Genomic DNA, 16,624 nt, shown 5'->3' on the forward strand with positions numbered 1-16,624 from the left:
CCCGTAAAGGGTTTTAGCGAGCGCGCCAGTGGGCGGCGCGCTGCTGAAAGTGAAAGTGCCGACCCGCCGCTCAAGCATCCGGCCGCGTCCCCAGCCCCATGGCCTGACGGGCAAACCAGCGCTTGGCCGGTGGCAACAGATCGAGACCGAGCAGGCCGATGTTGCGGCCCAGCGAGACCAGTGGCTGAGTGCTACCGAACAGGCGGGTGACCTGATCGGAGAAGCCCACGGTGAGCTCTTGATCCAGGCGTTGCCGCTCGCGATAGGCCTGCAAGGTGGCGAAGTCGCCCAGCGGTTTATCGCTGGCGAGCAGTGCGGCGGCCAGGGCATCGGCGTCGCGCAGGGACAGGTTGAAACCTTGCCCGGCAATCGGGTGCAGACTGTGCGCGGCATTGCCCAGCACGGCCAGATGCGAGCGCACCTGCTCTTCGGCCTCGACCAGCGACAACGGATACAAATGCCGCGCACCGACCTGTTTCAAGGTGCCGAGGCGGTAGCCGAACACGCCCTGCAATTCACTGAGGAAATCGCGCTCGCTGAGGTCTGCCAGGCGTTGCGCATCCATGCCCAGGCGGGTCCAGACCAGTGCGCAACGGTTGTCCGGCAGCGGTAGCAAGGCCATCGGCCCTTCGTCGGTGAAACGCTCGAAGGCCATGCCGTTGTGCGCTTCACTCGGGGTGATGTTGGCGATCAGCGCGCTCTGGTTGTACGGACGCTTGCGCACGTTGATGCCCAGTTGCTCGCGCAAACCGGAACGGCCGCCATCGGCCAGCACCGCCAGATCGCACTCGACGATGGTTTCATCGTTGAGGGTCAAGCGATAGCCGTCGGGCAGCGGCTCCATGCGCGTGACTTCCGCCGGGCAGCGCCAGCTGATCACATCTTTGTCGAGGTGTTGCCACAGGCACTGGCCGAGCCAAGCGTTTTCCACCACGTAACCCAAGGCCGGCACACCCTCTTCCATCGCCGACAGACGGGCGGTGGAGAAGCGACCACGGTCGGACACGTGAATCTGTTTGATCGGCTCGGCGCGGCGGGAAATCTCCTGCCACACGCCCAGCCGTTGATAGATCTGCCGCGAACCGAAGGACAGCGCCGACGAACGCGCGTCGTAGCTCGGCTGCCAGCTGTCGCCGGGGGCGAACGGTTCGATCAGGACGATTTTCCAGCCACGAGCCTTGGCCCCGGCCTGCAAGGCCAACGCCAGACTGGCGCCGACCAGGCCGCCACCGATGATTGCCAGATTGACTCGACTCATGCCGCGTGTGTCCGTGCTTGCGCCATCAGCGCTTCGATCTCGGCAACGGTTTTCGGTACGCCGCTGGTCAGGATTTCACAACCGGTCTTGGTCACTACCACGTCATCCTCGATGCGCACGCCAATGCCGCGCCATTTCTTCGCTACGTGCTGGTTGTCCGGGGCGATGTAGATGCCCGGTTCCACGGTCAGCGCCATGCCGACCTCCAGCACCCGCCATTCGCCGCCGACCTTGTACTCGCCGACGTCGTGTACATCCATGCCCAGCCAGTGGCCGGCACGGTGCATGTAAAACGCTTTATAGGTTTCGGTCGCGATCAACTCATCGACCTCGCCTTGCAGGATCCCGAGCTTGACCAGGCCTGCGGTAATCACCCGCACCGTCGCTTCGTGTGCCTGGTTCCAGTTTTTGTTCGGGGCGATTTCAGCGAACGCGGCTTCCTGCGAGGCCAGCACCAGCTCGTAAATCGCTTTTTGCTCCGGCGAGAACTTGCCGTTGACCGGCCAGGTGCGGGTGATGTCGCTGGCGTAACAGTCGATTTCGCAACCAGCGTCGATCAACACCAGATCGCCGTCCTTGAGCAGCGCGTCATTCTGCTGGTAATGCAGGATGCAGCTGTTGCGCCCGGCAGCGACGATCGAACCGTAGGCCGGCATCTTCGCTCCGCCCTTGCGGAATTCGTAATCGAGCTCGGCTTCCAGGCTGTACTCGTACAGTCCCGGCCGACTGGCCTGCATCGCGCGGATATGCGCCTGAGCGGAAATCCGTGCGGCTTCGCGCATCACCTTCACTTCTGCCGCCGATTTATACAGGCGCATGTCGTGCAGCAGATGATCCAGGGCAACGAATTCGTTCGGTGGCTGGGCGCCGAGGTGTGCCTTGGAGCGGATCACGTTGATCCAGTCCATCAGGTGCCGATCGAATTCCGGGTTGCTGCCCATCGCCGAATACACCCGGTCGCGGCCTTCGATCAGGCCCGGCAGGATGTCGTCGATGTCGGTAATCGGGAACGCGTCGTCAGCGCCGTAATCACGGATCGCGCCTTCCTGCCCGGCGCGCAGGCCGTCCCACAACTCGCGTTCGGCGTTGCGCTCACGGCAGAACAGTACGTACTCGCCGTGCTCGCGGCCGGGCATCAGGACGATGACGGCCTGTGGCTCGGGGAAACCGCTGAGGTACTGGAAGTCGCTGTCCTGACGGTAGACGTGTTCGACGTCGCGGTTGCGGATCGCGACCGCAGCGGCGGGCAGGATCGCGATGCTGTTGGGTTCCATCTGCGCCATCAGGGCCTTGCGGCGACGGCTGTATTCCGCTTTGGGGATATGGGTCATGGGCAGATGGCTTTCCCTGGCACGCGATTAATGCAGCGACGGCTTGGCGGCTGGCGGCACGTCGGCTTTCTTGGTTTCCGAGAACAGCAGCAGCGGCGCGACGCGCAGGTATTCCATGACTTCCATGTAGTCGCTTTCGCCGTCTTCGGACTCTTCCAGAGCGTCTTGCACCTGGGAAATTGCGGCCAGATCCTGCAGCACTTCGGTGGCTTCAGTGCTGAGCATGCTGCTGTCGCGGCAGTTCAGACCGAAACCGCTGAGGAAGCCCTGGCACCATTCGCCCAGCGCGGCAGCACGCTCGGCCAGTGGTGCGTCATCGGTCGGCAGCAGCAGAACGACGGTGACGTCGCTGCCGGTCAGCTCGCCCTTGACCATCTCCTGCAGGCCGATCAGGGCGTTGCGGACATTGTCCTGGATGTCGCCTTCGAGCAGTTCGGCGGCGTCGATCAGCCAGCCTTCATTATCGAAGCCGGCGCCGGCGCAGCTGCGGCCGAGCAGCAGGCCATGCAGTTCGGCAGGCGAGACGTTGTGGCCGCTGGCAGTCAGCAGGGTGGCAAAGGCTTGGTACGGGGAATTCGCAATGGTCATGGGCAGCTAGGCGCCAGACGGCGCTATGTCTAGAATGAAGGCCTTGTATCCTACATCGACAGACTCGCCAAGACTATTAAAGGCTGTCCGCCAGCCAGGCGCCTGCCGCCCATCAGATGAATTCAGTGGACACAATGGAAGACACCGACCTGCAAGCGCTGATGGCCAGACTCGAAAAGCTGATTAGCCGAGTCGAGCAACTAAAGAGTCAAAACGCACTCTTACTAGCTCAGGAAAAGACCTGGCGCGAGGAACGCGCTCACCTCATTGAAAAAAACGAAATCGCCCGGCGTAAGGTCGAATCGATGATTTCGCGCCTCAAGGCCCTGGAGCAAGACTCATGAGTTCAAGCAATAGCGTTACCGTGCAGATCCTCGACAAAGAATATTCGATCATCTGCCCCCAGGAAGAACGCAGCAATCTGGTCAGCGCCGCCCGCTACCTGGACGGCAAGATGCGCGAGATCCGCAGCAGCGGCAAAGTCATCGGTGCCGACCGTATTGCGGTGATGGCTGCGCTGAACATCACCCACGACCTCTTGCACAAAGAAGAGCGCCCGGACATCCAGGCCAGCGGTTCGACCCGTGAACAGGTGCGCGACTTGCTCGATCGTGTCGATCTGGTCCTGGCCGACGATCCGGACATCAGCAAGGGCTGATTCGCCAGGCCGCTTGAGGTATACTCGCGGCACTCCCTGGGGTGCTTGCCAGTTGACGATGTCCCTGAGCCGATTTGCACTACCCTGGAGGTTGCACGTTGGGCTGGTGTGCATGTCCGCCAGACGGAAAGCCTTAAAGTCTACTGCATCCTCCACCTTGAACTTTCGGGTTCAAGGGCTAAGTTGACAGCGGTTCATCCGGGGAGCCTGATTCGAATCCGATGCCGGTTTTTGCCGGCATCGGATTTTTTATGCGTGCGTTTTCGCCCTCACCTGCCGAAGCCGAACCATGACCGAACCTGCGCTGCTGCCCCGCCCGCAACTCCGCCGCCTGCTGCGCAAGGCGCGCCGCTCACTGACTCCCGGTGAACAACGACAGGCCGCCAAAGGCCTGTTCCGCCAACTGGCGCAAGACCCGCACTTTCGCCGGGCCCGACATATCTCGCTTTATCTGCCCACCGACGGTGAAATCGACCCGCGCCTGCTGCTGCGCGAAGCCCAGCGTCGCGGCAAGGCCACCTACCTGCCGGTGCTCAGCGCCTGGCCGCGAACCAAAATGGTGTTCCAGCGGATTCTCCCCGGCGACAAGCTCAAGCCCAATCGCTTCCGTATTCTTGAGCCTCGGGCCAATCTGGCTCGTCAGCGCAAGATCTGGACCCTGGACCTGGTGCTGTTGCCACTGGTGGGGTTTGACGATGTTGGCGGGCGTCTGGGGATGGGCGGCGGCTTCTACGACCGCAGTCTGGCGTACCTGGCCCGGCGCAAGAACTGGCGCAAGCCGACGTTACTGGGCCTGGCCCATGAATGTCAGAAGGTCGAACGCCTGGCGCAGGCAAGCTGGGATGTACCGTTGCAGGGCACGGTCACCGATAAGGCGTGGTATTTCGCAGGATAGACGCCGCGCAGATCAGCGACGTCGGGAAGGCAGTTTCAGCGCTTGAAGGCAGTCGACTGTTGAACCTGTTGCGCGACTTCAACCGGAGCATCGGTCTTGCTCGTCCACAGACTTTGCGCATAACCGGTGGTTACGACGCCAAGGCCGAACAAAATAACCAAAGTCCATAGCAAATCCGGTTTGCGTTTCATCGATTGCCCCCCTCAAGGCACATCATCACGATGACAGCAGCGGTTTCCATTCGTAGGCCGTGCAGCAGCGTCAAGCTTTAAAGGCCGGCATTTTGCGACAACGTGAACCCGGGCGCAAACGCTGACGTCAACCGACCGTCGGTTTGTCATAAAATTGCCCGACAACCTGCCCAATGACCGCTTGAGGAGCAAAAGACATGGCCTATTGGCTGATGAAATCCGAGCCTGACGAACTCTCGATCAAAGGTTTGGAGAAACTCGGCACTGCGCGCTGGGACGGGGTTCGCAACTATCAGGCGCGCAATTTCCTGCGGGCAATGGCGGTGGGCGATGAGTTCTTTTTCTACCACTCCAGCTGCCCGGAGCCGGGTATCGCCGGAATCGGCAAGATTATCCAGGCGGCGTACCCGGATCCCACCGCACTGGAACCCGAGAGCCATTACTTCGACCCGAAAGCCACGCCAGAGAAAAACGCCTGGAGCGCCATTGATGTGGCACACGTCGAGACGTTTGCCCGGGTGCTGAAGCTCGATTACCTGAAACAGCAGACCGAGCTGGCCGAAATGCCGCTGGTGCAAAAAGGCAGCCGTCTTTCCGTCATGCCGGTGACAGCCGAACAGTGGGCCGCGGTGCTTGGTTTGCGCTGAGAACTCGCCGGTCACGGTTTTTACCGGCAAAAGGGGCTAGGCTTGGCGCTCATTTGACTGACATCAAGCGAATGGAATGCTTGAACAGTCAGACTGCAAGCCACAGCCGCAGGATGCCCCCATGTCGACGCACAGCCGTTCTTCACTTCTATACGCCGGTTCGCTCCTGGTATTACTCGCCGTCGCTGGCGGCCTCGGTTACTGGATCTCGATCAGCAGCCGGCTGGTCGAGGGGCTGTCGATGGGCAACGGGCGGCTGGAAGCCACCGAAGTGCAGATCGCCAGCAAGACCCCGGGGCGCCTCGCCGAAGTACTGGTCGACGAAGGCGACAAGGTCAGCAAAGGGCAATTGCTCGCACGCATGGACACCCGCACCCTCGAAGCCCAGCGCAACCAGGCCGAAGCCGAAGTGTTGCGCGCCCGGGAAAACCTCAACGCCGCTCAGGCCAACGTGCAATTGCGCCAGAGTGAACTGCTGCTGGCCCAGCAGGAACTCGGCCGCTCGCAATCACTGTTCAAGCACGGCTACGTCAGCGCGCAGATCATCGATCAGTTGCAGTCACGTATTGGCACCGGTAATGCCGCCGTTGTCGCCGCCCGGGCTCAAGTGTCTGCTGTCAGTGCGGCGATTGGCGCGGCACAGGCGCAAGTTGCACAGTTGACCAGTGAAATTGACGACAGCAGTCTGCGCGCGCCGATCGATGGCGTGATCCAGCTGCGCATGGCCGAGCCCGGTGAAGTGCTGGGGGCCGGTGGTCGCGTGCTGTTGCTGATCGATCCCAACGACCAGTACATGAACCTCTATCTGTCAGCCGCAGTGGCCGGACGCCTGGCGGTGGGTGACGAGGCGCGCGTGCTGCTCGATGCCTTGCCCGATAAACCGCTGCCGGCAAAAATCAGTTTCGTCGCGGCCAAATCGCAGTTCACCCCCAAAGAGGTCGAGACCCGCGACGAACGGCAGAAACTGGTGTTCCGCGTCAAGCTGCGCCTGGCTCAGCCCAGCGCCGTGCCGCAGGCCAAACCGGGCATGCCCGGGGCCGGCTACGTGCGGATCGCGCCCGTCGAATGGCCGGCCAATCTGCAATGAGCGGCCATGCGGTTCAAGCGAACGGTATCGCCCACCGCTACGGCAAACAGCAAGCGCTGAGCGACATCGCCTTCAGCCTGCCCGCCGGTACCCGCTGCGGGCTGATCGGCCCTGATGGTGCGGGCAAGTCCAGCCTGCTGGGATTGATTGCCGGTGTGAAGACCCTGCAACAAGGGCAACTGGACGTGCTCGGTGGTGCGATCGAGGATCGCCGGCATCGCGACACACTCTATGCGCGCATCGCCTTCATGCCGCAGGGGCTGGGCGGCAACCTGTACCCGGAGCTGTCGATCCGCGAGAACATCCAGTTCTTCTCGACGCTGTTCGGCCTGTCCAAGGCTGAAAGCGAGCAGCGCATGCACAGCCTGTTGATCGCCACGGATTTGCTGAAGTTCGCCGAGCGCCCCGCCGGCAAGTTGTCCGGCGGCATGAAGCAGAAACTCGGGCTGTGCTGCGCACTGATCCATGAACCGGACCTGCTGATCCTCGATGAGCCGACCACCGGCGTCGACCCGCTCTCGCGCCGGCGCTTCTGGGAGTTGGTCGACGACGTGCGGCGCCAGCGTCCACAACTGACGCTGCTGGTCGCCACGGCGTATATGGAAGAAGCCGAACAGTTCGAGCACTGCCTGATGCTCGACGCCGGCAAGTTGATCGCCAGCGGCCTGAGCCGCGAGCTGGCGACCGTCACCCCCAGCGGCAAGCTCGATGACGCCTTCACTCATTTCCAGGGTGACAGCCAGCATGACGCTCAGCCGCTGGTGATTCCACCGCGCACCGGCAGCAGCGGCGACATCGCCATTGAAGCCCACGACCTGACGCTGCGCTTCGGCGATTTCACCGCCGTGGATCACGTCAGCTTTGCCATTGGGCGTGGCGAAATTTTCGGCTTTCTTGGCTCCAACGGTTGCGGCAAGACCACCACCATGAAAGTCCTGACCGGGCTGATGCCGGCCAGTGAAGGCAGTGCGACGCTGCTCGGCAACCCGGTGAACGCCAAGGATCTGGCCACGCGCAAGCGGGTCGGCTTCATGTCGCAGAGTTTTTCGCTGTATGGCGAACTCAGTGTGCGGCAGAACCTCGAGCTGCACGCGCGGCTGTTCGACCTGCCCAAAACCGAGAGTGCACAACGCATCGAGGCATTGATTCAGCGCTTCAATCTGCTCGCGGTCGCCGACCAGCCCTCCGGGGCATTGCCATTGGGGCTGCGCCAGCGTCTGTCACTGGCGGTGGCGGTGCTGCACCGCCCGGAAGTGCTGATCCTCGATGAGCCGACTTCCGGCGTCGACCCGGCAGCTCGCGATGACTTCTGGCGACTGTTGATCGAGTTGTCCCGCGAACAGGGCGTGACGATCTTCCTCTCCACGCATTTCATGAACGAAGCCCAGCGCTGCGATCGTATCTCGCTGATGCACGCCGGCAAGGTTCTCGCGTGCGACACCCCGGCGGCGCTGCAACGCCAGTTCGCCGGCGAGACGCTGGAAGCGGCCTTCGTCACTTGCCTGGAACAGGCTCAGGGTGCTCAGCCATCAGCGCCTGTGGCCGAGCCGCAGATGGCGCCGCCGAGCGCAGCGACAACGCCGGTGCCGCATCACGGTTTCAGCCTCGGCCGCCTGTTGGCCGTGGCCAGTCGCGAAGGCAAGGAGCTGCTGCGCGACAAGGTGCGCATGGCGTTCGCCCTGGCCGGGGCGATTTTCATGATGGTGATCTTCGGTTTCGGCATCTCGCTGGACGTGGAAAACCTCGCGTTTGCCGTGTACGACCAGGATCAGACGCCGCAGAGCCGGGCTTATCTGGAGGCGTTTCGCGGTTCCCGGTACTTCGACGAACAGCCGGCCATTCATGACCCGCAGGAACTGCACCGGCGCCTGCAACGCTCGGAAATCAAACTGGCGCTGGAGATTCCCCCCGGATTCGGCCGCGATCTGTACGCCGGGCGCCAACCCGCTGTGGCGGCGTGGCTGGATGGCGGCATGCCGTTTCGCGCCGAAACCAGCCGTAACTATGTTGAAGCCGTGCACCTGGGCAATCTGCAACAGCTGGCCGAACAAAGTAGCCCGGCGCTGGCCCACCCGGCGGCGGCCAGTCTGGAAACCCGCTTTCGCTACAATCAGGACGTGGTCAGCGTCAACGCCATCGGCCCCGGGGTCATGGCGCTGATCCTCGCCTTCATTCCGGCGATGCTCACGGCGCTCGGCATCGTCCGCGAAAAGGAGCTGGGCTCGATCACCAATTTCTACGCCACGCCCCTGACCCGTCTGGAGTTTCTGCTGGGCAAACAGGCGCCGTATCTGCTGGTCAGTCTGGTCAATCTCGCGTTGCTGGTGGCGATGAACCGCTGGCTGTTCGGCGTGCCGTTCAAGGGCAGTCTGCTGACGCTGGCGTTCGGCGGCCTGCTGTACGTGCTGGCGACCACCAGCATGGGCCTGCTGATCTCGGCGTTCACCCGCACACAAATCGCCGCGATCCTCGGCACCATGATCATCACCAGCCTGCCAACCATCCAGTTCTCCGGGTTGATCGTGCCGCGCTCGTCGCTGGAAGGTGCGGCAGCGGTGATGGGCATGCTGTTTCCGGCGGGGCACTTCCTCGACATCGCGGTGGGTACGTTCACCAAAGCGCTGGACTTGCGTCAGCTGTGGCCACAGTGCCTGGCGCTGTTCGGGTTCTTTGTCGGGTTCACCGGGCTGAGCCTGATCATGCTGAAAAAGCAGGAGGCCTGATGCACAAGTTCGCGCACATCCTGCGCCTGGGACTCAAGGAACTGACCAGCCTGCGCCATGACAGCGTGTTGCTGCTGTTCCTGTTCTACGCCTTCACCGTGGCGATCTACATGCCCGCCGCCGGTTCGGTGATCGGCGTGCACAACGCCAGCGTGGCGATCGTCGACGAAGATCACAGCGCCCTCTCGCGCCAGTTGGCCCAGGCCCTGCAGCCGCCGGAATTCCAGACGCCGGTGTTGTTGCCTTATGCGCAACTGGATCAGGTCATGGACAGCGGCCAATACACCTTCGTCATCAACATCCCGGCGGGTTTTCAAACCGACCTGCTCGCCGCGCGGCAACCGGCGATTCAGGTTAACGTCGATGCTACCGCCATGAGCCAGGCGTTCATGGGCGCCGGCTACATCAGCCGAATCTTCCAGCGCGAGTTGCTCGACTATGCCGGTCAGGGCGATGCAGCCGCCAAGGCGCCCGTGCTACTGACCACCCGCGCCCTGTTCAACACCAATCTGGAGGGAGGCTGGTTTCTGGCGGTGATTCAGATCGTCAACAACATCACCATTCTGGCGATCATCCTCACCGGCACGGCGCTGCTGCGCGAACGCGAACACGGCACGCTCGACCATTTGCTGGTGCTGCCGCTGACGGCGCTGGAAATCATGCTGGCGAAAATCTGGAGCAACCTGCTGGTGGTGGTGCTGTGCACCTGGCTGTCGCTGGAAGTGGTGGTCAAAGGCCTGTTGGGTGTGCCGTTGGCCGGCTCGATGAGCCTGTTTTTGCTGGTGACTGCGGTTTATCTGTTTGCCAGTACCGCGCTGGGCATCTTTCTGGCGACGCTCGCGCGTTCGACGCCGCAGTTCGGTCTGCTGGCGATTCCGGTGATCATCCCGATGTTGCTGCTGTCTGGCGGCAGCACGCCACTGGACAGCATGCCGCAGTGGCTGCAATGGGTCATGCAGGGCTCGCCGTCCACGCATTTTGTCAGCCTCAGCGCCGCGATTCTGTTTCGCGGCGCCGGGCTGAGCGTGGCCTGGCCGGACTTGCTGGCACTGACGGCCATCGGCCTGCTGTTCTTCGTTATCGCGCTGGCGCGCTTTCGCAAGAGCCTGGCGTCCTGAACAGCGGCCAGCGTGCTTACTGAATGATCAGGTTGTTGAACAACAGATCTTCAACCACCGGCTTGCCGGTCTCGTCATTCATCACTTGCTGGGTCTGCTTCAGGGCTTCCTGACGCAGCTTTTCCTTGCCTTCGATGCTGCCCATCGCCTCGGTCGTCTGCTGAGTGAACAGCGCCACCAGTTGATTGCGGATCAGCGGCTCGTTGGCCTTGACCAGTTTGGTCGCCTCTTCGCCGGTCACACGCAACGCCACGTCGGCCTTGTAGACCTTCAGCTTCGGTGTGCCGTCCAGCCCGTAATTGCCCACGAACGGCGGGCTCAGGGTGATGTAGTTGACCTTCGGCGCCTCGCCTTCTTTGGCTTCTTCGGCCAGCGCTGCCACAGGCAGAGACAGGGCCAGCAACAACATGATCCACGCTTTCACAATTCGCTCCTTATCCGGTTTGCGGCCTAGCATAACGACCCGCCGCGCAAGCACAAGCTTATGGCTGACTATCAGGGCCGGGCATGCTCGTTGACCCGTTGACTGACACACCTACACTTATCGGCCATCACTCCCAAAGGAATAGCCCTGATGAAAGCCGTGCTGTGCAAAGCCTTCGGCCCTGCCGAATCGCTGGTGCTGGAAGACGTCGCCAGTCCTGTCGCGAAGAAGAATGAAATCCTGCTGGAGGTGCACGCCGCCGGGGTCAACTTCCCGGACACGCTGATCATCGAGGGCAAGTATCAGTTCAAGCCGCCCTTCCCGTTCTCGCCCGGGGGCGAAGCGTCCGGCGTGGTCAGCGCCGTCGGTGAAAAGGTCAGCCATCTGAAAGTCGGCGACCGGGTCATGGCCCTGACCGGCTGGGGCAGCTTCGCCGAACAGGTCGCGGTGCCAGGCTACAACGTGCTGCCGATCCCGCCGTCGATGGATTTCAACACCGCCGCCGCGTTCAGCATGACCTACGGCACCTCGATGCACGCCCTCAAGCAACGGGCCAACCTGCAACCGGGCGAAACCCTGCTGGTGCTCGGCGCTTCAGGCGGCGTCGGCCTGGCGGCGGTGGAAATCGGCAAAGCCATGGGTGCCCGGGTCATCGCCGCCGCCAGCAGCACGGAGAAACTCGCGGTGGCCAAGGCCGCCGGCGCCGATGAACTGATCAACTACAGCGAAACCAGCCTCAAGGACGAAATCAAACGCCTCACCGACGGCCAGGGCGCCGACGTGATCTACGACCCGGTCGGTGGCGACCTGTTTGACCAGGCCATCCGCGCCATCGCCTGGAACGGACGGCTGCTGGTGGTCGGCTTCGCCAGCGGGCGCATCCCCGAACTGCCGGTCAACCTCGCGCTGCTCAAGGGCGCCGCGGTACTCGGCGTGTTCTGGGGCTCCTTCGCCCAGCGTCAGCCGCAGGACAACGCGGCGAACTTCCAGCAACTGTTCGGCTGGTTCGCCGAAGGCAAGCTGAAACCGCTGGTGTCGCAGGTGTATCCCCTAAGCAACGCGGCGCAGGCGATCAACGATCTGGGGCAGCGCAAGGCGGTGGGCAAGGTGGTGGTGCAGGTGCGCTGAGTTTATTCCGGCCGGCGACCTCTCGGAGCCGGCCTGATTCGCGCCCGGCAACAACGCAGCGTCGCTCTCTGCGGCGCTGGCTATCAAAGCAACTCACGAACCTCTCCCGGCAGAAAACTCATGTACCTACGCATAGGGGCTTCCCGGCAGCCTCTGACGATCACCGGTACGCGCCGATTCATCCTGGCGATGATTGCCAGACGTTGTTCATCGGCCAACTGACTCTTGTGGATCGCGTTCGAAACGTAAGCACGGGTGTAATTAAACACTTCTGCGTCGACCCAGGCGTGCTCAGGCATGTTCCTGAAACCGTCATTGATGACGCGACACTTTACTGACTTCAGCCACTGGTTGATGTCGACCGGCTGATCCCTGGCCAATCGAAAGAGCATCGGCGCCACGACGGACTGTTCCGCAGGCCGACCGTCTTCAACCGTCCAGGGCTTGAAGCGCCACTGTGTTATTGCGTCTTTGACCGCCTCAGCCAGATCGGGGTGATCACTTTGTACAATGTCGATCGCGCTGACCGAGCCATCCGCCTTGACGATAAAGCTGACCCTGACCTCGCCTTCGACCCCAGTCCTGGACAACCTCTTTGGGTAAATCGGCTGGGGATTGTGTTCAGGTATGAGTAACGCTTCTGCCGCCAGTGCAAGACTGAAGATCGTCAATAAAAGCCCCGCAAAAAACCACCGCATGATCGCGCCCCTTCCCGAATGAGATGCCTTATCCAGGCAACAGCACAAAGGTTACGGGGCGCTGCCTTTTAACTGAATGGCGCAGCTTCGCTTTTGGATGCAGGACATTTCCTGATCCCGATGGGAAATCTGACGAAACCGTTGGGCAAATGGCAGCAGGTAAATTTTCTGACGGACGTTTAGCCGCCGTTCCGCCCTGCAACGTCGCCCGGCAACAGATGCTCCTGCACCTTCAGACTGCGAGACGGAATCAGCCGGCCCTTGTCGTCGAAGCGCAGCACGATAAGCCAGTCGAAGACATCATCCGGCCATTTTTCCTGCCCCATCAACGCTGTGGGGTCGCCGCCGAAGGCCTTGAGCAGTTTATTGATGTGGCCGTGGTGCCAGGCGATCAGCACCGTCTGCGCCTGATTGCTCTTGCGCAACAGTTTGACCAGTTGATGCAGGTCGCCATTGACGAAGGGCTGCTCAATCGCAAGGTTCAGGTGCTGGGCCAGCGGGGTCAGGGTCAGGCGCGAACGCGAACTTTCCGGGGTGTCGCCGGCTGCGATCAAACGCTGGGGGGTGAGCGCCTGCCCGTCGAGTTTCAGCGGATTGAAATAGTCGACGTAGGCGGCGGCGCGTTGTTCGCCTCGGGCATTGAGCACCGGTCCCGCATCCGGTTTTTCCGCATGTCGAATGATCAGCACCGTGGCGTTGCGCAAACCGGAATGGGCGGGATGATCGGTGACAATCAATGTCAGCAACACGACGGCAAGTCCCGCTGCCACCAAAAATCTCGGCACCAACATGCGAACCTTCAGTGACATTTCTTATCTCGGCTGATCAATCGGCTGAACGGGCCGCGAGTCTAAGTCACTCCATGTTGATAAGGGGTGAAAACGCCCTGTTCTTACAGCTGAGCGACAGGTTCGTAAAAGAACGCGCGAATTCCAACATTTCCACTGTTTTGCCAATGCGAACCGGTGCTATTTTCGGTAACGAAACTGTAACATTCGCATCCGCAGTCAAAACAAGAAATCTGGAGCTCTTGAATGTTTGCTTTCTTTCGTCCTGCCGCACATCAGGCTCCATTGCCTGAAGAAAAAATAGACAGTACTTACCGACGCCTGCGCTGGCAGATCTTCGCCGGTATCTTCTTTGGCTACGCGGGTTACTACCTGCTGCGCAAAAACTTCTCGCTGGCCATGCCGTACCTGATCGACGAAGGCTACAGCCGTGGCGATCTGGGTCTGGCGATGTCGGCCATCGCCATTGCCTACGGCCTGTCGAAGTTCCTCATGGGCCTGGTGTCCGACCGTTCCAACCCGCGCTACTTCCTGCCATTCGGCCTGCTGGTGTCGGCTGGGGTGATGTTCATTTTCGGTTTCGCGCCGTGGGCGACGTCCAGCGTGACCATGATGTTCATCCTGCTGTTCATCAACGGCTGGGCCCAGGGCATGGGCTGGCCGCCGAGCGGACGCACCATGGTGCACTGGTGGTCGCAGAAGGAACGCGGCGGTGTGGTTTCGGTGTGGAACGTGGCGCATAACGTCGGCGGCGGCCTGATCGGCCCGCTGTTCCTGATCGGCATGGGCCTGTTCAACGACTGGCACGCGGCGTTCTACGTACCGGCAGCGGTAGCGCTGGGCGTGGCGGTGTTTGCCTTCATCACCATGCGCGACACCCCGCAATCGGTCGGCCTGCCGCCGATCGAGAAGTACAAGAACGATTACCCGGAAGGCTACGACGCCAGCCACGAAGACGAATTCAGCGCCAAGGAAATCTTCGTCAAATACGTGCTGCGCAACAAAATGCTCTGGTACATCGCCATGGCCAACGTGTTCGTTTACCTGCTGCGCTACGGCGTACTGGACTGGGCGCCGACCTACCTGAAAGAAGCCAAGGGTTTCACCGTGGATAAAACCTCGTGGGCCTATTTCTTCTACGAGTGGGCGGGCATTCCGGGCACGCTGCTATGCGGCTGGATGTCGGACAAGATCTTCCGTGGCAACCGTGGCCTGACCGGCATGGTGTTCATGGCGCTGGTGACCGTGGCGACCCTGGTTTACTGGCTGAACCCGGCCGGCAACCCGACCGTGGACATGATCGCGCTGTTTTCGATCGGCTTCCTGATCTACGGCCCGGTGATGCTGATCGGCCTGCAGGCGCTGGAACTGGCACCGAAGAAAGCCGCCGGTACGGCAGCGGGCTTTACCGGTCTGTTCGGCTATCTGGGGGGGTCGGTCGCGGCGAGTGCGGCGATGGGCTACACCGTTGACCACTTCGGCTGGGACGGTGGTTTTGTCCTGCTGGTGGGCGCTTGCCTGCTGTCGATGGCCTTCCTGGCCCCGACGCTATGGCACAAGCAAGTCGCCAGTCAGAGCCGCGAAGCTGTCGCCTGATCGGCTTTTGACTGACAGCGCTTGAGCCGCGCCTCCAGATTGCGGTCTGGCATGGCGTGGCTGCGCAGGGCGTGGGCGGTCTGCTCGACATAATCGCGAGTGGTACCGTAACGCCCGCAAGCGCTTTCGAACACCTGACTCAGCACGTGATCCGGCAAGTTGCCGGCATAGCTGGGCAGGTGTCGCTCCAAGACAAACCCCAACGCCTGAACCTGACTGCCATCTTCGAGCCGGCAGTTGAGCCAGTGCGGGCGGTAGGACGGGAACGGCATCTCGCGTTTCCACAGCGCGTACAGCGCAGCGTCGAGGTTCTCTTCCGGCAGCCGATAGGCGAAGCCGCTGCACGAACCGCCGCGATCCAGACCAAATACCAGCCCAGGCATTTCCGGCGTTCCGCGATGCTCATGCGACCACAGGTACAAGCCTCGGTGGTAACCATGGACACGCCCACGCACCCGCTCCACCGCCGTGCATTCCGGACGCCAGATCAGCGAACCATAGGCGAACAGCCACACCGGCCCGCCTTTGTGGCGCGCCATGGTCGATTGCATCGAGACGAGAAGTTGTTCGTGGGTCAGCTGCGGCCCCAGATCGAGCCGCGGAGGGTAAGCCAGATTCACAAAAGCAGATTCAATGGCTGTCATGACGGAAGTGTTCGGCCCCGCAAGTATTACAAGATGTAAGCACAATTCGCTAGATAGAACATATAGCAGTAACTCTAAAACGAAAAGTGCTAAAGGATGTATGACCTGCCCGATAGCGCTAATTGGCGATTATCAGCCCCGGCTATCCGGTTTTATATAGCCTAATACCATCGCAGGAATATCTTAAATACCCGAATGAAATATGCATAAGCCTTCGCTTGTTCAGGTTTCGTTCATGAAGGCGCGGGAAACTTCCTACTAAAATGTCGGACTTTCTTTCTTCTCCGTCGCTGAACGCCTGCGTATAACGGCCTTCCTCTGGCGCAAGCCATCCCGTTTAACCGAGGCTGCACGATGAAAATCCCAAGACTTCTGGCCGCATTGCTGATGGCTCAGGCCGGCCATGCATTGGCCGAGGACAATGCGCAAGGCAAAGATTTCTGGTATGCCCAGACCAGTCTCTACACCCGACATTACTCGCCCGACCCCGAACACAATAATCATCAGGACTTGATCGGCATCGAACGCAATCAGGCGTCCGGCTGGGTCTTTGGCGGGGCAACTTTCCGTAACTCGTTCCGCCAGCGCTCGAACTACGCCTATGTCGGCAAACGCTATGACAGCAGCGAGTACCCGGTGTATCTGAAAGTCACGGGTGGGCTGTTGCAGGGGTATCGCGGTGATTACAAGGACAAGATTCCCTTGAACCGCTACGGCGTTGCGCCGGTGATCATTCCGTCCGTCGGGACTCACTATGGCCCATTGGCCGCCGAGCTGGTGTTTCTCGGCGCCAATGCGGCGATGGTGACTAGCGGCGTACGTTTCTAGGGGTGGGACTCAAACGCGCGGG

General features: G+C 61.4%; 18 protein-coding genes and 1 other RNA gene. 11 read left to right on the forward strand and 8 right to left on the reverse strand.

All coding sequences use genetic code 11. The features are described from left to right. Nucleotides 1-70: 70 nt before the first annotated feature. Genes ubiH through BW33_RS01630 form a run of 3 tightly spaced genes read right to left on the reverse strand, consistent with a single transcriptional unit; the run spans nt 71 to nt 3,177 of the window. Nucleotides 71-1,258: a 2-octaprenyl-6-methoxyphenyl hydroxylase gene (ubiH, locus tag BW33_RS01620; RefSeq protein ID WP_047596679.1), complete on the reverse strand. Its 1,188-nt coding sequence runs from the start codon at nt 1,256-1,258 to the stop codon at nt 71-73. Continuing rightward, nucleotides 1,255-2,589, reverse strand: coding sequence for a Xaa-Pro aminopeptidase (pepP, locus tag BW33_RS01625; RefSeq protein ID WP_047596680.1), 1,335 nt, complete (start codon nt 2,587-2,589; stop codon nt 1,255-1,257). Before pepP ends, ubiH begins: the two co-directional genes overlap by 4 nt. Nucleotides 2,590-2,616: 27 nt before the next feature. Next, complete coding sequence (locus tag BW33_RS01630; protein WP_007967947.1) at nt 2,617-3,177, reverse strand: YecA/YgfB family protein; 561 nt, start codon at nt 3,175-3,177, stop codon at nt 2,617-2,619. A gap of 134 nt (nt 3,178-3,311) precedes the next feature. Between BW33_RS01630 and BW33_RS01635 the strand changes: the two genes are divergently transcribed. The 4 genes from BW33_RS01635 to BW33_RS01645 all read left to right on the forward strand — a co-directional run bounded on the left by BW33_RS01635 (nt 3,312) and on the right by BW33_RS01645 (nt 4,730). Next, the gene (locus tag BW33_RS01635; RefSeq protein WP_047597101.1) at nt 3,312-3,521 is read left to right on the forward strand and encodes a TIGR02449 family protein; all 210 of its coding nucleotides are present in this window, start codon (nt 3,312-3,314) and stop codon (nt 3,519-3,521) included. Further along, nucleotides 3,518-3,835, forward strand: a complete 318-nt coding sequence (locus BW33_RS01640) for a cell division protein ZapA (RefSeq protein ID WP_007967943.1) — start codon at nt 3,518-3,520, stop codon at nt 3,833-3,835. The genes BW33_RS01635 and BW33_RS01640 overlap by 4 nt, the downstream gene beginning before the upstream one ends. A gap of 30 nt (nt 3,836-3,865) precedes the next feature. After that, nucleotides 3,866-4,044, forward strand: a non-coding RNA gene (gene ssrS, locus BW33_RS28165) — 6S RNA. Nucleotides 4,045-4,124: 80 nt separating this feature from the next. Further along, nucleotides 4,125-4,730 carry a 5-formyltetrahydrofolate cyclo-ligase gene (locus tag BW33_RS01645; RefSeq protein ID WP_047596681.1) on the forward strand — a complete coding sequence of 202 codons (606 nt, stop codon included), beginning with the start codon at nt 4,125-4,127 and terminating at the stop codon, nt 4,728-4,730. 35 nt (nt 4,731-4,765) lie between these two features. Here the strand turns inward: BW33_RS01645 and BW33_RS29930 are convergent, their stop codons facing one another. Then, on the reverse strand, nt 4,766-4,921 hold the full coding sequence (locus BW33_RS29930; RefSeq protein WP_003229308.1) for a hypothetical protein: 156 nt from the start codon (nt 4,919-4,921) through the stop codon (nt 4,766-4,768). 197 nt (nt 4,922-5,118) lie between these two features. Between BW33_RS29930 and BW33_RS01650 the strand changes: the two genes are divergently transcribed. The 4 genes from BW33_RS01650 (at nt 5,119) to BW33_RS01665 (ending at nt 10,496) form a co-directional block, all read left to right on the forward strand. Further along, on the forward strand, nt 5,119-5,568 hold the full coding sequence (locus BW33_RS01650; RefSeq protein ID WP_047596682.1) for an EVE domain-containing protein: 450 nt from the start codon (nt 5,119-5,121) through the stop codon (nt 5,566-5,568). A gap of 121 nt (nt 5,569-5,689) precedes the next feature. Beyond that, nucleotides 5,690-6,655 carry an HlyD family secretion protein gene (locus BW33_RS01655; protein WP_047596683.1) on the forward strand — a complete coding sequence of 322 codons (966 nt, stop codon included), beginning with the start codon at nt 5,690-5,692 and terminating at the stop codon, nt 6,653-6,655. Next, nucleotides 6,652-9,378, forward strand: a complete 2,727-nt coding sequence (gene rbbA, locus BW33_RS01660) for a ribosome-associated ATPase/putative transporter RbbA (RefSeq protein ID WP_047596684.1) — start codon at nt 6,652-6,654, stop codon at nt 9,376-9,378. The genes BW33_RS01655 and rbbA overlap by 4 nt, the downstream gene beginning before the upstream one ends. Next, on the forward strand, nt 9,378-10,496 hold the full coding sequence (locus tag BW33_RS01665; RefSeq protein WP_047596685.1) for an ABC transporter permease: 1,119 nt from the start codon (nt 9,378-9,380) through the stop codon (nt 10,494-10,496). Before rbbA ends, BW33_RS01665 begins: the two co-directional genes overlap by 1 nt. Nucleotides 10,497-10,512: 16 nt before the next feature. On the opposite strand, the gene BW33_RS01670 is transcribed toward BW33_RS01665, so the two are convergent. Continuing rightward, entirely contained in the window at nt 10,513-10,920 is a 408-nt protein-coding gene (locus tag BW33_RS01670) for a flagellar basal body-associated protein FliL (RefSeq protein ID WP_027610485.1), read from the reverse strand. A 150-nt stretch (nt 10,921-11,070) separates the two neighbouring features. Between BW33_RS01670 and BW33_RS01675 the strand changes: the two genes are divergently transcribed. Beyond that, nucleotides 11,071-12,048, forward strand: a complete 978-nt coding sequence (locus BW33_RS01675) for an NADPH:quinone oxidoreductase family protein (RefSeq protein WP_047596687.1) — start codon at nt 11,071-11,073, stop codon at nt 12,046-12,048. Nucleotides 12,049-12,131: 83 nt separating this feature from the next. On the opposite strand, the gene BW33_RS01680 is transcribed toward BW33_RS01675, so the two are convergent. Further along, nucleotides 12,132-12,746, reverse strand: coding sequence for an energy transducer TonB (locus BW33_RS01680; RefSeq protein ID WP_047596688.1), 615 nt, complete (start codon nt 12,744-12,746; stop codon nt 12,132-12,134). A 179-nt stretch (nt 12,747-12,925) separates the two neighbouring features. Continuing rightward, on the reverse strand, nt 12,926-13,555 hold the full coding sequence (locus tag BW33_RS01685) for a hypothetical protein (protein ID WP_047596689.1): 630 nt from the start codon (nt 13,553-13,555) through the stop codon (nt 12,926-12,928). 225 nt (nt 13,556-13,780) lie between these two features. Between BW33_RS01685 and glpT the strand changes: the two genes are divergently transcribed. Further along, nucleotides 13,781-15,130: a glycerol-3-phosphate transporter gene (glpT, locus tag BW33_RS01690; protein ID WP_047596691.1), complete on the forward strand. Its 1,350-nt coding sequence runs from the start codon at nt 13,781-13,783 to the stop codon at nt 15,128-15,130. Here glpT and BW33_RS01695 read toward each other — a convergent pair. Continuing rightward, nucleotides 15,106-15,774, reverse strand: coding sequence for a gamma-glutamylcyclotransferase (locus BW33_RS01695; RefSeq protein ID WP_047596692.1), 669 nt, complete (start codon nt 15,772-15,774; stop codon nt 15,106-15,108). The genes glpT and BW33_RS01695 overlap by 25 nt on opposite strands. A 354-nt stretch (nt 15,775-16,128) precedes the next feature. Here BW33_RS01695 and BW33_RS01700 point away from each other — a divergent pair, with 354 nt between their 5' ends. Next, on the forward strand, nt 16,129-16,602 hold the full coding sequence (locus BW33_RS01700) for a hypothetical protein (protein ID WP_047596693.1): 474 nt from the start codon (nt 16,129-16,131) through the stop codon (nt 16,600-16,602). The last annotated feature ends 22 nt before the right edge of the window (nt 16,603-16,624 follow it).

Source organism: Pseudomonas sp. RIT288 (assembly GCF_000631985.1).
GTDB lineage: Bacteria > Pseudomonadota > Gammaproteobacteria > Pseudomonadales > Pseudomonadaceae > Aquipseudomonas.

What these genes read in the sequence shown, in the direction of transcription:
- ubiH (WP_047596679.1), bottom strand. Translation starts at nt 1,258, where the DNA reads ATGAGTCGAGTCAATCTGGCAATCATCGGTGGCGGCCTGGTCGGCGCC.
- pepP (WP_047596680.1), bottom strand. Translation starts at nt 2,589, where the DNA reads ATGACCCATATCCCCAAAGCGGAATACAGCCGTCGCCGCAAGGCCCTG.
- BW33_RS01630 (WP_007967947.1), bottom strand. Translation starts at nt 3,177, where the DNA reads ATGACCATTGCGAATTCCCCGTACCAAGCCTTTGCCACCCTGCTGACT.
- BW33_RS01635 (WP_047597101.1), top strand. Translation starts at nt 3,312, where the DNA reads ATGGAAGACACCGACCTGCAAGCGCTGATGGCCAGACTCGAAAAGCTG.
- BW33_RS01640 (WP_007967943.1), top strand. Translation starts at nt 3,518, where the DNA reads ATGAGTTCAAGCAATAGCGTTACCGTGCAGATCCTCGACAAAGAATAT.
- BW33_RS01645 (WP_047596681.1), top strand. Translation starts at nt 4,125, where the DNA reads ATGACCGAACCTGCGCTGCTGCCCCGCCCGCAACTCCGCCGCCTGCTG.
- BW33_RS29930 (WP_003229308.1), bottom strand. Translation starts at nt 4,921, where the DNA reads ATGAAACGCAAACCGGATTTGCTATGGACTTTGGTTATTTTGTTCGGC.
- BW33_RS01650 (WP_047596682.1), top strand. Translation starts at nt 5,119, where the DNA reads ATGGCCTATTGGCTGATGAAATCCGAGCCTGACGAACTCTCGATCAAA.
- BW33_RS01655 (WP_047596683.1), top strand. Translation starts at nt 5,690, where the DNA reads ATGTCGACGCACAGCCGTTCTTCACTTCTATACGCCGGTTCGCTCCTG.
- rbbA (WP_047596684.1), top strand. Translation starts at nt 6,652, where the DNA reads ATGAGCGGCCATGCGGTTCAAGCGAACGGTATCGCCCACCGCTACGGC.
- BW33_RS01665 (WP_047596685.1), top strand. Translation starts at nt 9,378, where the DNA reads ATGCACAAGTTCGCGCACATCCTGCGCCTGGGACTCAAGGAACTGACC.
- BW33_RS01675 (WP_047596687.1), top strand. Translation starts at nt 11,071, where the DNA reads ATGAAAGCCGTGCTGTGCAAAGCCTTCGGCCCTGCCGAATCGCTGGTG.
- BW33_RS01680 (WP_047596688.1), bottom strand. Translation starts at nt 12,746, where the DNA reads ATGCGGTGGTTTTTTGCGGGGCTTTTATTGACGATCTTCAGTCTTGCA.
- BW33_RS01685 (WP_047596689.1), bottom strand. Translation starts at nt 13,555, where the DNA reads ATGTCACTGAAGGTTCGCATGTTGGTGCCGAGATTTTTGGTGGCAGCG.
- glpT (WP_047596691.1), top strand. Translation starts at nt 13,781, where the DNA reads ATGTTTGCTTTCTTTCGTCCTGCCGCACATCAGGCTCCATTGCCTGAA.
- BW33_RS01695 (WP_047596692.1), bottom strand. Translation starts at nt 15,774, where the DNA reads ATGACAGCCATTGAATCTGCTTTTGTGAATCTGGCTTACCCTCCGCGG.
- BW33_RS01700 (WP_047596693.1), top strand. Translation starts at nt 16,129, where the DNA reads ATGAAAATCCCAAGACTTCTGGCCGCATTGCTGATGGCTCAGGCCGGC.